This window comes from Rahnella sp. 2050 (genome assembly GCF_040544515.1).
In the GTDB taxonomy this organism is placed as follows: domain Bacteria; phylum Pseudomonadota; class Gammaproteobacteria; order Enterobacterales; family Enterobacteriaceae; genus Rahnella; species Rahnella aceris.
In genome coordinates this window covers 298,722-313,599 of the sequence record NZ_JBEPKE010000005.1, presented here as the reverse complement: position 1 = coordinate 313,599, position 14,878 = coordinate 298,722, and the positions used below count along the sequence as shown (strand labels likewise).

Here is a 14,878-nt window from a genome sequence, read left to right as displayed (position 1 = left end):
GGAGCCGCTATGCCGATCAAGGTACTGCCGCCGCAACTTGCTAACCAGATAGCAGCGGGCGAAGTTGTCGAAAGACCGGCTTCCGTGGTGAAGGAACTGGTGGAAAACAGCCTTGATGCGGGCGCGACGCGTATTGATATTGATATCGATCGCGGTGGCGCCAAGCTTATCCGCATTCGCGACAACGGCTGCGGGATTGGCAAAGACGATCTGGCGCTGGCGCTGGCACGTCATGCCACCAGTAAAATCACCTGTCTTGATGATCTGGAAGCAATCCTGAGCCTCGGATTTCGCGGCGAAGCGCTGGCCAGTATCAGCTCGGTATCGCGCCTGATTCTGACATCGCGCACCGCAGAGCAGAATGAAGCCTGGCAGGCCTATGCTGAAGGGCGGGATATGGCGGTGACGGTCAAACCGGCGGCGCATCCGCAAGGCTCGACGGTTGAAGTGCTGGATCTGTTTTACAATACGCCCGCCCGCCGTAAATTCATGCGCACTGAGAAAACCGAATTCACCCATATCGATGAAGTTGTCCGGCGAATTGCGCTGGCGCGCTTTGACGTTTCCGTCAATCTCAGCCACAACGGCAAACTCATCCGTCAGTATCGCGCGGTGAAAGACCGTTCACAGTTCTCCCGCCGTCTGGCCAGTATTTGTAGCCCGGCGTTTGTCGAGCACGCACTGGAAGTGGAATGGAGCCACGGTGATCTGGCGATCCGTGGCTGGGTCGCCGATCCGGCGGGTTCGCGCAGTCTGACAGATATGCAGTATTGCTATGTGAACAACCGCATGATGAAAGATCGCCTGATTAATCACGCGATCCGCCAGGCGTATCAGGATCAGCTCAAAGATGATCAGCAGCCCGCGTATGTGCTTTATCTGGATGTCGATCCGCATCAGGTGGATGTGAATGTGCATCCGGCAAAACACGAGGTGCGTTTCCATCAGTCGCGGCTGGTACATGATTTTATTTATCAGGCGGTGATGTCCGTATTGCAGCAGGCCGGGGCACCCGTTCTTGACGAGCCACAGCTTCAGGAAGATACGCCGCGCTGGCAGCAGGAAAATCGTCAGGCGGCGGGTGGCAATCATTTCTCGCAGCCGGCAGAACGCAAAGTGCCGGCATCGCGGGAAAACAATTCCCCGCGCGAAAATGTGTTTCCTGAAACTGCCCGCGCCAGCCAGCCACGTGAATCTGCTTATCGCAGCACGGAACCCGCTTACAATCCTTCAGAAAGCAAAGCTTACGGACGTTTGTTGCAGCCCGCGCCGGAGTCGTTTTCCTTACAGGAACCGGCACCTGCTGTGGCACAGCCCGCTAAGCCCGCCGTTTCAGTGGCCCGTACACTGACGGAACCGGCGCTGGAATCACACAGCCAGAGTTTCGGGCGCGTGCTGACGGTATGTTCCGCGGAATATGCGTTACTGGAGCGCGGCAAACAACTGGTGTTGCTGGCGTTACCGGTGGCCGATCGCTGGCTGAAATGGGCGCAGCTGACACCACCCGAAGAAGGATTGCGGCCGCAGCCGTTATTAATTCCGCTGAAGCTGACAATGCAGAAAGAAGAGACCGCCGTGCTGGCGCGCCATCAGGCGTTATTACAGCATTTTGGTTTAGAAATGCTCAGTGAGTCACAGCGTGTGACGGTTCGCGCGGTACCTTTACCATTACGCCAACAAAATTTACAAAAGTTGATACCTGATCTGTTAGGTTACCTTGCTGTTCAGCAGGAGGTGACTTCTGATGCGGTAGCTATGTGGTTTGCCCGCCACTGCGGCTGCGAGCATGAGGTCTGGACGATTTCGCAAGCCATACAATTACTCACGGATGTTGAGCGTCTTTGCCCGCAATTGGTGAAATCGCCCCCGTCCGGCCTTCTGCAACCTCTTGATTTACAGTCCGCGCTGGCGGCTTTTAAGCATGACTGATTCTGAAAACAACGCATTTCCCCCGGCAATCTTTATTATGGGGCCGACCGCCTCAGGTAAAACAGCATTGGCGATGTCGCTGCTGAAACACCTGCCTGTCGAGCTTATCAGTGTCGATTCCGCCCTGATTTATCGCGGGATGGATATTGGCACGGCGAAACCCACGGCAGAAGAGCTGGCTGAAGCACCGCACCGGTTGATTAATATTCTTGACCCGACGGTGGCTTATTCGGCGGCTGACTTTCGTCGAGACGCATTACGCGAAATGGCAGAAATAACCTCGCGCAATAAGATCCCGTTATTGGTAGGTGGGACTATGCTTTATTTCAAGGCATTGCTTGAAGGTCTTTCCCCTTTGCCACCTGCTGATCCTGTCGTGCGCGAGCGTATCGAAAAGCAGGCTGCAGAACAGGGTTGGGAGGCGTTACATGACCAGTTGCGCAAAATAGATCCCGTTGCGGCTATGCGAATTCATCCGAATGATCCGCAGAGACTGTCCAGAGCACTGGAAGTTTTTTTTATTTCGGGTAAAACTTTAACGGAACTGACTAAAATTTCGGGTGAAACATTACCCTATCGCGTACATCAGTTTGCGATTGCGCCGACCCGCCGGGAATTATTACATGTGCGGATCGAGGAACGTTTTAGTCAGATGTTGTCCAATGGTTTTGAAGACGAAGTCAGAACGCTGATAGCCCGGGGCGATTTGCATACAGATTTGCCTTCCATTCGTTGTGTGGGTTATCGCCAGATGTGGTCATATTTGTCTGGTGAATTCGATTACGATGAAATGGTTTATCGTGGTGTTTGCGCGACACGACAGCTGGCCAAACGTCAGATGACCTGGTTGCGAGGTTGGGAGAGTGTCGAATGGCTCGATTCTGAGAAGCCAGAAGAGGCCTTAAACCGTGTAATTCAGGTTGTTAGTGCATAGGTTGGGTGATTGTGTACAATTGATCAGTACTCAGCGCGCAAATTTTTTATGTGATTTATTTTCGAGCCGATAGGCTCAAAGTTACAAACAACAAACTAATAAGGAAAAGATAGAATGGCTAAGGGGCAATCTTTGCAAGATCCGTTCCTGAACGCATTGCGTCGTGAACGTGTTCCGGTTTCTATTTACTTGGTGAATGGTATTAAGCTGCAAGGCCAGATTGAGTCTTTTGACCAGTTTGTCATTCTGTTAAAAAATACGGTTAGCCAGATGGTGTATAAACACGCTATCTCCACCGTAGTGCCTTCCCGCCCGGTGTCACACCATAGCAATAATCCAGGTTCGGGCAGCACCAACAATTATCACCAAGGTAGCACTCCGTCTGCGCAACAGCCGCAGCAGGAAAACGATGACGCTGAATAAAGCGCAACGTTGGTCAACCACGAAGGGGTTCATAAGTATTCCGATTATGCTTATGCACCCCCGGCTGGCGAATTTTTCCCAAATGAGAGGTCGCAAGCTTGTTTGACCGTTATGAAGCCGGTGAGCAGGCCGTACTGGTTCATATCTATTTCTCGCAGGACAAAGACACGGAAGACCTGAGCGAATTTGAATCGCTGGTATCTTCTGCAGGTGTAGAGGCGTTGCAAGTCGTCACCGGGAGCCGCAAGGCACCGCACCCAAAATACTTTGTCGGTGAAGGAAAGGCCCAAGAAATCGCAGATGCCGTCAAAGCAACGGGCGCCTCTGTCATCCTGTTTGATCACGCCTTGTCTCCCGGCCAGGAAAGAAACCTGGAAGCCTTATGCGAATGTCGAGTTGTCGACCGCACCGGATTGATATTAGATATTTTTGCCCAGCGGGCCCGAACACATGAAGGTAAGTTACAAGTAGAACTGGCGCAATTACGCCACATTGCTACCCGACTGGTTCGCGGCTGGACGCACCTTGAGCGGCAGGGCGGCGGCATTGGCGCGCGTGGCCCAGGTGAAACCCAGCTCGAAACTGACCGCCGCTTGCTGCGGGACAGAATCACTTTGATCCTCAGCCGTCTTGAAAAAGTGGCTAAGCAGCGTGAACAGGGTCGTCGTTCACGCGTTCGTGCGGATATTCCGACGGTGTCTTTGGTTGGGTATACCAACGCCGGGAAATCCACACTCTTTAACCGTATTACTCAGGCCGATGTCTACGTGGCCAATCAGTTGTTTGCTACGCTGGATCCTACGCTGCGCCGTATTATAGTGGCAGATGTCGGGGAGACGGTTTTGGCGGACACCGTAGGGTTTATTCGTCACCTGCCCCATGATTTGGTTGCGGCTTTTAAAGCAACGTTGCAGGAAACCCGACAGGCATCTCTGTTACTCCATGTGATTGATGCAGCGGACATCCGTGTTCAGGAAAATATTGACGCGGTGAATACGGTGCTGGCAGAGATCGAAGCAGATGAAATTCCTGCGCTGTTAGTGATGAACAAAATAGATATGCTGGATGACTTTGTTCCGCGTATCGACCGCAACGAGGAGAATTTGCCGGTCAGGGTCTGGCTCTCAGCCGTGACAGGTGAAGGTATTCCGTTGCTTTTCCAGGCATTAACGGAGCGACTCTCTGGCGAGATTGCGCAGCATGAATTGTGCTTACCGCCGGAAGCAGGCCGACTTCGTAGCCGTTTTTACCAGCTTCAGGCCATTGAAAAAGAATGGATTGAAGAGGATGGCAGTATTGGTCTGATGGTGCGAATGCCCATCGTTGACTGGCGTCGCCTCTGCAAACAAGAGCAGGAACTGGAAAGCTATGTCCGCAACCAGAGTCTGTCTGATTTGGCCTGAAGAACACCAATCATAGAATAATGGAGCTATAACATGGCGTGGAATCAGCCCGGTAATAACGGACAGGACCGCGACCCCTGGGGCAGCAGCAATAATAATAGCGGCAACTCTGGTGGAAATTCTGGTGGAAATAACGACAACAAAGGCGGCCGCAATCAGGGGCCACCTGATCTGGATGATATCTTCCGTAAGCTCAGCAAAAAGCTGGGGGGCTTCGGTGGAAAAGGTTCAGGCAACAACAATAACAGCAACAATGGCGCACCAACGGGTTCCGGTCATGGGATGAGTGGTGGCCGGATTGTTGGCATCGCGGTCGCAGCGGTGGTGGTGATCTGGGCAGCAACGGGTTTCTATACCATTAAAGAAGCCGAGCGTGGCGTTGTGACCCGTTTTGGTAAGTTCAGCCATCTGGTTGAGCCTGGCCTGAACTGGAAACCGACCTTCATCGATCAAGTTCGTGCAGTAAACGTAGAATCGGTACGTGAACTTGCTGCGTCTGGTGTAATGCTGACGTCTGATGAGAACGTTGTGCGCGTTGAAATGAACGTGCAGTATCGCGTGACGGATCCTGAAGCTTATCTGTTCAGCGTCGCCAACCCTGACGACAGCCTGAGCCAGGCGACTGACAGCGCATTACGTGGCGTTATCGGCAAATACACGATGGATAAAATCCTGACGGAAGGCCGTACTACCGTGCGTAGCGATACCCAGCGTGTACTGGAAGAAACTATTCGTCCGTACAAAATGGGTATTACCATTCAGGACGTCAACTTCCAGACCGCGCGTCCGCCGGAAGAAGTGAAAGCTTCCTTCGATAACGCGATCGCCGCCCGTGAAAGAGAACAACAGTCTATTCGTGAAGCAGAAGCTTACGCGAACCAGATTCAGCCTCTGGCAAACGGTGAAGCACAGCGCTTACTGGAAGATGCTAAAGCCTATAAAGATCGTACGGTTCTGGAAGCACAGGGTGAAGTGGCCCGTTTCTCCAAACTGTTACCTGAATATAAAGCCGCGCCGGAAATTACCCGCGAGCGTCTGTATATCGAAACCATGGAAAAAGTCCTCAGCCACACCCGTAAAGTGCTGGTGAGTGATAAAGGGAATAACCTGATGGTCTTGCCGCTGGATCAAATGCTGCGTGGAAATAACGCAGCAGCCAACGACACCAGCAAAAATGATGAAACAGGTTTGTTGCCTTCCGTTCCAGGTTTAACCAGCAGTAACAGTAAAAGCAGTGCCGATAACAGCAGTTCCCGTTCGTCTGGCAGTGTCATGGACCAGCGCCGTGCAAATGCACAGCGTGACGATACACTTCGCGTAGGGAGAGAATAACAATGCGTAAGTCATTTTTACTTATCGTCGTTGTGGTGCTGGTGGCGCTTTATGCTTCACTGTTTGTTGTTCAGGAAGGTCAGCGCGGTATTGTGCTGCGCTTTGGTAAAGTCCTGCGTGACAGCGATAATAAACCGCTGGTGTATGCGCCGGGCCTGCATTTTAAAGTTCCATTCGTGGAATCCATTAAAATGCTCGACGCGCGTATCCAGACCATGGATAACCAGGCTGACCGCTTCGTCACCAGCGAGAAGAAAGACTTAATCGTCGATTCTTACCTGAAATGGCGTATCAGTGATTTCAGCCGCTACTACCTGGCAACAGGCGGTGGTGATGTATCTCAGGCAGAAATTCTGCTGAAACGTAAATTCAGTGACCGTCTGCGTTCTGAAATTGGTCGTCTTGATGTGAAAGATATCGTGACCGATTCCCGTGGCCGTCTGACGCTGGATGTGCGTGATGCCCTGAACACCGGTAGCGTAGGCGATGAGCCTGAAGCGACCACCGAAGCCGATGATGCGATTGCCTCTGCAGCAAAACGTGTTGAGCAGGAAACCAAAGGTAAACAACCTGCGGTGAACCCGAACAGCATGGCGGCATTGGGGATCGAAGTGGTGGATGTACGTCTGAAACAAATCAACTTGCCGGAAGAAGTGTCCAGCGCGATTTACGATCGTATGCGTGCTGAGCGTAATGCGGTGGCATTGCGTCACATCTCTCAGGGTAAAGAAGAGGCGACCAAAATTCAGGCTGCTGCGGATTACGAAAGAACCCGTACTGTTGCTGAAGCAGAGCGTACTGCCCGTATCACCCGCGGTGAAGGAGATGCCGAAGCGGCGAAACTGTTTGCTGATGCGTTCAGCCAGGATCCTGACTTCTACGCATTCATCCGTAGCCTGCGTGCTTACGAGGCCAGCTTTAAGAGCGGCAACGACGTCATGGTGTTAAGCCCTGACAGCGATTTCTTCCGCTTTATGAAGTCACCTGAAAAAAATAAATAATTGCTTCTGCAATTTCCAAAAGGCCCTTCAGGGGCCTTTTGTCTTTTCTGAAATCCTTCTTTCTTTTTAGGGAAGGGATGTAATGAGAACGATTCATCATGAATGCGACAATCTGGCTGGCGCTGGCCTTAGTTTTGGTTCTTGAAGGCCTGGGGCCGATGCTTTATCCAAAAACATGGCGAAAAATGATCCTCTCGCTGGCGAATCTTCCGGACACGGTTTTACGCCGTTTTGGCGGGGGTCTTGTGGTCGCAGGCTTCGTAATTTACTACATGTTGCGTAGTCGTCTGGGTGGATGAGGGTTTGTTACGCCGGGCTTGTCACGTCTCGCTGAGACCGGTAGCACGCAATTAAAATTTTTCCCGCAAACGTGTGCTAAAAGTGCTGGAAAGCACAGAATGAGATGTTAGAATCCTTTTTTAAGCAACCTGGTGATTCTTGAGATGGGTAAGAACGTCGTCGTACTCGGCACTCAATGGGGTGATGAAGGGAAAGGCAAGGTCGTAGACCTGCTTACTGAACGGGCTAAATATGTTGTGCGCTATCAGGGCGGTCACAACGCCGGTCACACTCTGGTTATCAACGGTGAAAAAACCGTTCTTCATTTAATTCCTTCTGGCATTCTGCGTGAAAACGTGACCAGCATCATCGGCAACGGTGTTGTACTGGCGCCTGACGCGTTGATGAAAGAAATGGGCGAACTTGAAGCTCGTGGCATCCCTGTACGCGAACGTCTGTTACTGTCTGAAGCTTGCCCGCTGATCCTGCCTTATCATGTCGCACTCGACATGGCGCGCGAAAAAGCGCGTGGCGATAAAGCGATCGGCACCACCGGTCGTGGCATCGGCCCGGCTTATGAAGATAAAGTAGCCCGTCGCGGTCTGCGCGTAGGCGATCTCTTCAACAAAGAAACTTTCGCTATCAAGCTGAAAGAAATCATCGAATACCATAACTTCCAGCTGGTGAACTACTACAAAGTAGAAGCCGTTGATTTCCAGAAAACGTTGGATGATGTGATGGCGATTGCCGACATCCTGACCGCAATGGTTGTTGACGTCTCTGAGCTGCTGGATGGCGCGCGTAAGCGTGGCGATCTGATCATGTTCGAAGGCGCGCAAGGTACGCTTCTGGACATCGACCACGGGACTTATCCGTACGTAACCTCTTCCAACACCACTGCTGGCGGCGTTGCTACCGGTTCAGGTATTGGTCCACGTTATGTTGATTATGTGCTCGGCATCGTGAAAGCCTACTCTACCCGCGTGGGTGCAGGTCCGTTCCCGACTGAACTGTTTGATGAAACCGGCGAGTTCCTGCGCAAGCAAGGTAACGAGTTTGGCGCGACCACTGGCCGTAGCCGTCGTTGTGGCTGGCTGGACATCGTGGCGGTTCGCCGCTCTGTGCAGATCAACTCCCTGTCTGGTTTTTGTCTGACTAAACTGGATGTGCTGGACGGTCTGAAAGAAGTGAAGCTGTGTGTCGGTTACCGCATGCCTGATGGCCGTGAAATGACGACTACACCGCTGGCTGCTGAAGGCTGGGAAGGTATCGAGCCAATCTACGAAATCATGCCCGGCTGGACCGAAACCACCTTTGGGGTGAAAGAAGTCGAAAACCTGCCGCAGGCAGCGCTTAACTATATCAAGCGTATCGAAGAGCTGACTGAAGTGCCGGTTGATATTATCTCTACTGGCCCGGATCGTAGCGAAACGATGATTCTGCGTGACCCGTTTGATGCATAACAGTCAGAGCTGATTGTGTAAAAACGTCATAACCGGGCAAAATTGCCCGGTTTATTTTTTTCTGAATCCCTTCACTTGTTTACTTTCCATAAACCATCCACTATCTAAATGATTAGCTGCAAAGTTCGCGGCTGGTTTATCATCAAAGTGTCATAATAAACAATCATCTTCACCCTGTTGTCATTGCTGGCGTGGAAAGACCGGGTAATAGCTACCCAGAGGTATGTGTGCAGTTAACGAGTTTTACTGATTATGGTTTGAGAGCGTTGATTTATATGGCTTCGTTGCCTGACGATCAGATGACCAACATTTCGCAGGTCACCGAGGTTTACGGTGTATCGCGCAACCACATGGTGAAAATCATTAATCAGTTGAGCCGTGCTGGTCTGGTCACTGCCGTTCGCGGAAAGAACGGAGGTATTAAACTGGGCAAGCCCGCAGAGACCATTCGCATTGGCGACGTGGTGCGCGAACTGGAACCTCTTTCGCTGGTCAATTGCGCCAGCGACTTTTGTCACATCACGCCTGCATGCCGACTAAAACAAGTCCTGCACACTGCTGTAGAACATTTTCTTGATGAGCTGAATCAGTACACTCTGGCCGATATGGTCAAAGACAACTCAACGCTCTATAAATTATTGCTTGTTGAATGAAAGACTTTCAACAAACTGCTGATGACAACGGAGGAACCGCTATGTCACAAGATCCATTCCTGGAACGAGAAGCAGAAAAATACGAATCACCTATTCCCAGCCGTGAATTTATTCTGGAACATCTCGCGAAACGTGAAACCCCAGCCAGCCGGGAAGAAATTGGTAACGAACTGAATCTTTCCGGAGAAGAAGCGCTGGAAGCCCTGCGTCGCCGTTTGCGCGCAATGGAGCGTGACGGCCAGTTAGTCTTTACCCGCCGCCAGTGCTACGCGCTGCCGGAGCGTCTGGACTTGCTGAAAGGCACGGTTATCGGCCATCGTGATGGTTACGGTTTCCTGCGCCTGGAAGGCGTGAAGAAAGACGATGTGTATTTGTCTGCTGAACAAATGAAAATGTGCATCCACGGTGACGTGGTCCTGGCACAACCAGTTGGAACCGACCGTAAAGGCCGCCGTGAAGCGCGCATCGTGCGTGTTCTGGTGCCTAAAATGAGCCAGATTGTGGGCCGTTACTTTACCGATGCGGGTGCCGGTTTTGTGGTACCCGACGACAGTCGTCTGAGCTTTGATATTCTGATCCCGGCCGATGCCATTAACGGCGCACGCATGGGATATATGGTGGTGGTCGAGCTGACACAGCGTCCGACCCGCCGTACCAAAGCGGTCGGTAAAATCGTTGAAGTCCTCGGCGATAAAATGGGCACCAGCATGGCGGTAGATATCGCCCTGCGCACCCATGAAATCCCGCATGTCTGGCCGCCACAGGTTCTCAAACAGGTCGAAGACCTGAGCGAACAGGTGCCGGAAGAAGCGAAAAAAGGTCGCGTGGATTTACGCAGTCTGCCGCTGGTCACCATTGATGGTGAAGATGCCCGTGACTTCGATGACGCCGTGTACTGTGAGAAAAAACGTGGTGGTGGCTGGCGCCTGTGGGTGGCAATCGCCGACGTGAGCTATTACGTCCGTCACGGCACCGCGCTGGACGATGAAGCCCGCAGCCGCGCTACGTCGGTGTATTTCCCGTCACAGGTTGTGCCGATGCTGCCGGAAGTGCTGTCTAATGGCCTGTGTTCGCTGAACCCGCAGGTAGACCGCCTGTGTATGGTCTGTGAGATGACTATCTCCGCGCAGGGCAAACTGACCAGCTCTAAATTCTACGAAGCCGTGATGAGCTCTCACGCGCGTCTGACATACAACAAAGTCTGGCGCATCATCGAAGGCGATCCGGAACTGCGCGAGCAATATTCGCCGCTGGTTAAGCATCTGCTTGAACTGCACACCATGTACAAAGTGCTGGATCAGGCGCGTGCAGAACGTGGCGGTATCGCGTTCGAAACCGAAGAAGCGAAATTTATCTTCAATGCTGAGCGTCGTATCGAACGTGTCGAACCGACCGTACGTAACGATGCCCACAAACTGATCGAAGAGTGCATGATCATGGCGAACATTGCTGCGGCGCGTTTTGTTGAAAAACATAACGAACCGGCGCTGTTCCGCGTGCATGACCGTCCAAGCGATGACCATATCTCCGCGCTGAAAAGCGTGCTGGGTGAATTGGGTCTGGTGATGGGCGGCGGCATGAAGCCTGAGCCGAAAGATTATGCTCAGATCATGGATGAACTGGCCGATCGTCCTGACCGCGAAATGCTGCAAACTATGTTGCTGCGTTCAATGAAACAGGCGATTTACGATCCGGAAAACCGTGGCCACTTTGGTCTGGCATTGCCTTCTTACGGGCATTTTACGTCGCCAATCCGTCGTTATCCGGATCTGGCATTGCACCGCGCGATCAAGTATCTGCTGGCGAAAGAGCACGGCACGTTGAAAGATCGCTGGACGCCAACCGGCGGCTGGCACAGTGATTACGAAGATATGTTGCAGCTCGGCGAGCATTGTTCGATGGCAGAACGCCGCGCGGACGAAGCCACCCGCAACGTGGCGGACTGGCTGAAGTGCGACTTCATGCAAGATCATGTGGGTGAAGTCTTCACCGGCATTATCGCCAGTGTCACCGGCTTTGGCTTCTTCGTCCGCCTCAACGATCTGTTCATCGACGGCCTGGTGCACGTGTCATCGCTCGACAATGATTATTACCGTTACGATAACATCGGTCAGCGTCTGGTGGGTGAATCCTCCGGTGCGGTTTATCGCCTGGGCGATACGGTAGAAATTCGTGTTGAAGCCGTGCATATGGACGAACGTAAAATCGATTTCGCGCTGGTTTCCAGCACCCGCAAAGCACGGGGTGAAGGCAAAACCGCGCGTGACCGCGCCAAAAAAGGTGGCGAACGTACCATGCGTTCTGCCGCGCCAGCTAATGCTGGCCGTCGGCGTACCGCTAAGAAAAACGTGAATTTTGAGCCGGACAGCGCGTTCCGCAAAGATGACGCAAAACCAGCCAAACCGAAGAAAGAGAAAGCGGTCAGTGCTGTGGGTAAAGACGGTAAACCGAAGAAAGCCAAAAAGCCTTCTGACAAAACTGCAAAAATTGCGGCGGCCACCAGAGCCAAACGCGCGAAGAAAAAGCAGTCTGACAGCTAGTCCTTTCTGACGATTCTTCTATGATAGAATCGTCTGTAACCTTACTAAATTGCGGACAGCTTGCTGTCCGCAAGTCTATTTTAAAGAGCATCATGAGCGAAATTATCTACGGTATTCACTCCGTTAAAGCCTTACTCGACAACGATCCGCAACGCTTTCTGGAAGTCTTTATCCTGAAAGGCCGTGACGATAAACGCCTGAAACCGCTAATCGACGAGCTGGAAGCCAGTGGTATCGTGATCCAGGTGGCGAGCCGCCAGTGGCTGGATGAGAAATCCGAAGGTGCTGTGCATCAGGGGATTATTGCGCGAGTGCGCGAAGGCCGCCAGTATCAGGAAAATGACCTGCCTGCGTTGCTGGAAAGCCTCGATTGTCCGTTCCTGCTGGTGCTGGATGGCGTAACGGATCCACATAACCTGGGTGCCTGTCTGCGTACCGCGGATGCGGCGGGTGTTCACGCGGTGATTGTTCCGCGCGACCGTTCTGCGAAACTGAACGCCACCGCCAAAAAAGTTGCCAGCGGCGCCGCTGAAAACGTGCCGTTGATCAACGTGACCAATCTGGCGCGTACGTTGCGCGTATTGCAGGAACATAATGTCTGGATCGTCGGCACGGCCGGTGAAGCCGATCATGACCTGTTCCAGAGTAAAATGACCGGCCCGATGGCGCTGGTGATGGGCGCAGAAGGCGAAGGTATGCGCCGTCTGACCCGCGAACATTGCGACGAACTGATCAGCATCCCGATGGCGGGGAGCGTCTCTTCCCTGAATGTTTCCGTAGCCACCGGTGTTTGCCTGTTCGAAGCGGTACGTCAGCGCGGCCTGAAGAAAAGCTGATTGTCGTTTATTGATCCGCTGATTAAACGGGAGCCTCAGGGCTCCCGTTTGCATTTCTGCCTTTGTGATCTGTCCGCCTGTTAATTTCCCGATTTTTACCATACTTACGCCATATCCTTTTAACAGGGAGCAGGCGATGGACTGGGAAACACACCGGGTTTTCAATCAACCCAAACCACTGAGTAACAGCAATTTATTCCTTTCCGACACCCCGTTGCGCGAAGCGGTTTCCCGCCAGCAGGCGGGCTGGGATGCCGATGTCCTGGCGTCCCTCGGGCAACAGTTAGGCTCTGCAGAATCGCTGGAGCTGGGAAGGCTGGCGAATACCAATCCGCCCGATCTTTTGCGTTATGACACCACCGGTGAACGTCTTGATGACGTGCGTTTCCATCCCGCGTGGCATCTGCTGATGCAAGGGTTGATCGCCAACCGCGTGCACAATTTACCCTGGCAGGAAGATGCGCGTATCGGTTCGGTGGTGGCGCGTGCGGCGCGTTTTATTCTTCACGGTCAGGTTGAAGCGGGGACGTTATGCCCGGTGACGATGACATTTGGCGCGATCCCGTTGCTGCAAAAATATCTGCCGCCGGAGTTCAGTGGCTGGATGAAACCGCTGTTATCTGACCGTTATGATCCGCATCTGCAATCTGGCGATCAGAAGAAAGGCGTGCTGATCGGCATGGGCATGACGGAAAAACAGGGCGGCTCTGACGTGCTCAGCAACACCACGCGGGCGACGGCGCTGGAAGGACGCGGCAGCGGAAAACCTTATCATCTGGTGGGCCACAAATGGTTCTTCTCCGTGCCGCAAAGCGATGCGCATCTGGTGCTGGCGCAGACTGATGGCGGACTGTCCTGCTTCTTTCTGCCGCGCGTATTGCCAGACGGAACGCGCAATGCGATCCGCATCGAACGCCTGAAAGACAAACTGGGTAACCGTTCGAACGCCAGCAGCGAAGTGGAGTTTCAGAATGCCACCGGCTGGCTGCTGGGCGAAGAAGGCGAGGGCGTCCGCCATATCCTGAAAATGGGCGGTCATACGCGCTTTGACTGCGCGCTGGGCAGCCACGCTATGATGCGCCGGGCGTTGTCGGTAGCGCTTTACCACGCCTTCCAGCGGCAGGTTTTTGGTAAACCTCTTATCGAACAACCGCTGATGCGCCAGACGCTGAGCCGGATGGCACTGTTGCTGGAAGGGCAGACGATGTTGCTGATGCGTCTGGCTGCGGCGTCGGATGCGCAGGATAATCCGGCGGAAAAATTGTTATGCCGCCTGATGACGCCCGCTGCAAAGTTCGAAGTGTGCCGCCAGGGAATGCCGTTTGTGGCAGAGGCGATGGAAGTGCTGGGAGGGATTGGCTATTGCGAAGACAGCGAGTTGCCGCGTTTGTACCGTGAAATGCCGGTCAACAGTATCTGGGAAGGATCGGGAAACGTTATGTGTCTTGATGTGCTGCGCACGCTGAAAAAACTGCCTGCCAGCGCGGAAATGGTTCAGCAGATTTTGCATCAGGCGCGCGGACAAAACCGCGTCTTTGACCGGGCGTCGCGCCAGTTTTTACAACGGTTGCGCAGGCCGGAAGAAGCTCAGGGGCGCTGGCTTACCGGTCAGCTATTTAACCTGCTGACCGCGACGCAAATGCTGGAGTTTGCGTCGCCACCGCTAGCAGACGCCTGGTGCCGCCTGGTGCTTGATCCGCGTGGAGAAACGCTGTTGCCGGAACGTTTGTGCCAGTTGTTGCTTAACCGGGCGATCGGCGCTGAATAATCAGCGGTAGAGTGTGGCCTGTGAATACCAGCGGCCGGGAATAATAGTTTCGCTGTTAAACATGATCACATAGTAATGCGCACCCGCCGCATCGGCGCGGCGCTGCACTTCTGCTTCGGCATCCATCGGGCTGCCAATCACATCGACCGTGATGCTGCCAATTTTGGTGAGAGTGGAAGTCTGCGCACGGGTAATTTCCTGCGCTTTGGTTGTCACGGCAGGCGGCGGAACCGGCGTGGTTTGCATCAGATTACTGCAACCGCTTAGCGCAACCAGTAACAACAGCGCAGCGGAGATTCGGAGGGGTTTCATCGTGA

Annotated in this window: 13 protein-coding genes; 12 read left to right on the top strand and 1 reads right to left on the bottom strand. The window is 53.2% G+C overall.

Translation table 11 applies throughout. The annotated features are described in order from the left end of the window. Nucleotides 1-9: 9 nt before the first annotated feature. From mutL to ABIC79_RS19455, 12 genes are all read left to right on the top strand, one after another. Nucleotides 10-1,929 carry a DNA mismatch repair endonuclease MutL gene (mutL, locus tag ABIC79_RS19510; protein ID WP_037034274.1) on the top strand — a complete coding sequence of 640 codons (1,920 nt, stop codon included), beginning with the start codon at nucleotides 10-12 and terminating at the stop codon, nucleotides 1,927-1,929. Then, the gene (gene miaA / locus ABIC79_RS19505) at nucleotides 1,922-2,863 is read left to right on the top strand and encodes a tRNA (adenosine(37)-N6)-dimethylallyltransferase MiaA (protein ID WP_121020156.1); all 942 of its coding nucleotides are present in this window, start codon (nucleotides 1,922-1,924) and stop codon (nucleotides 2,861-2,863) included. The genes mutL and miaA overlap by 8 nt, the downstream gene beginning before the upstream one ends. A gap of 114 nt (nucleotides 2,864-2,977) precedes the next feature. Next, entirely contained in the window at nucleotides 2,978-3,286 is a 309-nt protein-coding gene (hfq, locus tag ABIC79_RS19500; protein WP_013573763.1) for an RNA chaperone Hfq, read from the top strand. Between the two features lie 98 nt (nucleotides 3,287-3,384). Continuing rightward, on the top strand, nucleotides 3,385-4,689 hold the full coding sequence (gene hflX, locus ABIC79_RS19495; protein WP_013573764.1) for a ribosome rescue GTPase HflX: 1,305 nt from the start codon (nucleotides 3,385-3,387) through the stop codon (nucleotides 4,687-4,689). Between the two features lie 33 nt (nucleotides 4,690-4,722). Next, the gene (gene hflK, locus ABIC79_RS19490; RefSeq protein WP_013573765.1) at nucleotides 4,723-6,021 is read left to right on the top strand and encodes an FtsH protease activity modulator HflK; all 1,299 of its coding nucleotides are present in this window, start codon (nucleotides 4,723-4,725) and stop codon (nucleotides 6,019-6,021) included. A 2-nt stretch (nucleotides 6,022-6,023) separates the two neighbouring features. Then, nucleotides 6,024-7,022 (top strand): protease modulator HflC, encoded by a 999-nt coding sequence (hflC, locus tag ABIC79_RS19485; protein WP_013573766.1) that lies wholly within the window; start codon nucleotides 6,024-6,026, stop codon nucleotides 7,020-7,022. 98 nt (nucleotides 7,023-7,120) lie between these two features. Further along, nucleotides 7,121-7,321, top strand: a complete 201-nt coding sequence (locus tag ABIC79_RS19480) for a DUF2065 domain-containing protein (RefSeq protein WP_013573767.1) — start codon at nucleotides 7,121-7,123, stop codon at nucleotides 7,319-7,321. Nucleotides 7,322-7,465: 144 nt separating this feature from the next. Next, nucleotides 7,466-8,764, top strand: a complete 1,299-nt coding sequence (locus ABIC79_RS19475) for an adenylosuccinate synthase (protein WP_013573768.1) — start codon at nucleotides 7,466-7,468, stop codon at nucleotides 8,762-8,764. Between the two features lie 227 nt (nucleotides 8,765-8,991). Next, nucleotides 8,992-9,417, top strand: coding sequence for a nitric oxide-sensing transcriptional repressor NsrR (gene nsrR, locus ABIC79_RS19470; protein ID WP_013573769.1), 426 nt, complete (start codon nucleotides 8,992-8,994; stop codon nucleotides 9,415-9,417). Between the two features lie 41 nt (nucleotides 9,418-9,458). Next, nucleotides 9,459-11,957, top strand: coding sequence for a ribonuclease R (rnr, locus tag ABIC79_RS19465; RefSeq protein ID WP_013573770.1), 2,499 nt, complete (start codon nucleotides 9,459-9,461; stop codon nucleotides 11,955-11,957). Nucleotides 11,958-12,049: 92 nt separating this feature from the next. After that, nucleotides 12,050-12,793, top strand: a complete 744-nt coding sequence (gene rlmB / locus ABIC79_RS19460; protein ID WP_014411562.1) for a 23S rRNA (guanosine(2251)-2'-O)-methyltransferase RlmB — start codon at nucleotides 12,050-12,052, stop codon at nucleotides 12,791-12,793. 136 nt (nucleotides 12,794-12,929) lie between these two features. Beyond that, the gene (locus tag ABIC79_RS19455) at nucleotides 12,930-14,561 is read left to right on the top strand and encodes an isovaleryl-CoA dehydrogenase (protein ID WP_013573772.1); all 1,632 of its coding nucleotides are present in this window, start codon (nucleotides 12,930-12,932) and stop codon (nucleotides 14,559-14,561) included. Here the strand turns inward: ABIC79_RS19455 and bsmA are convergent, their stop codons facing one another. After that, nucleotides 14,562-14,873 (bottom strand): biofilm peroxide resistance protein BsmA, encoded by a 312-nt coding sequence (gene bsmA, locus ABIC79_RS19450; RefSeq protein ID WP_013573773.1) that lies wholly within the window; start codon nucleotides 14,871-14,873, stop codon nucleotides 14,562-14,564. Nucleotides 14,874-14,878: the final 5 nt, after the last annotated feature.

Excerpts from the sequence above, each read along its gene's own strand:
- mutL (WP_037034274.1), top strand. The coding sequence starts at position 10 with ATGCCGATCAAGGTACTGCCGCCGCAACTTGCTAACCAGATAGCAGCG.
- miaA (WP_121020156.1), top strand. The coding sequence starts at position 1,922 with ATGACTGATTCTGAAAACAACGCATTTCCCCCGGCAATCTTTATTATG.
- hfq (WP_013573763.1), top strand. The coding sequence starts at position 2,978 with ATGGCTAAGGGGCAATCTTTGCAAGATCCGTTCCTGAACGCATTGCGT.
- hflK (WP_013573765.1), top strand. The coding sequence starts at position 4,723 with ATGGCGTGGAATCAGCCCGGTAATAACGGACAGGACCGCGACCCCTGG.
- hflC (WP_013573766.1), top strand. The coding sequence starts at position 6,024 with ATGCGTAAGTCATTTTTACTTATCGTCGTTGTGGTGCTGGTGGCGCTT.
- ABIC79_RS19480 (WP_013573767.1), top strand. The coding sequence starts at position 7,121 with ATGAATGCGACAATCTGGCTGGCGCTGGCCTTAGTTTTGGTTCTTGAA.
- ABIC79_RS19475 (WP_013573768.1), top strand. The coding sequence starts at position 7,466 with ATGGGTAAGAACGTCGTCGTACTCGGCACTCAATGGGGTGATGAAGGG.
- rnr (WP_013573770.1), top strand. The coding sequence starts at position 9,459 with ATGTCACAAGATCCATTCCTGGAACGAGAAGCAGAAAAATACGAATCA.
- rlmB (WP_014411562.1), top strand. The coding sequence starts at position 12,050 with ATGAGCGAAATTATCTACGGTATTCACTCCGTTAAAGCCTTACTCGAC.
- ABIC79_RS19455 (WP_013573772.1), top strand. The coding sequence starts at position 12,930 with ATGGACTGGGAAACACACCGGGTTTTCAATCAACCCAAACCACTGAGT.
- bsmA (WP_013573773.1), bottom strand. The coding sequence starts at position 14,873 with ATGAAACCCCTCCGAATCTCCGCTGCGCTGTTGTTACTGGTTGCGCTA.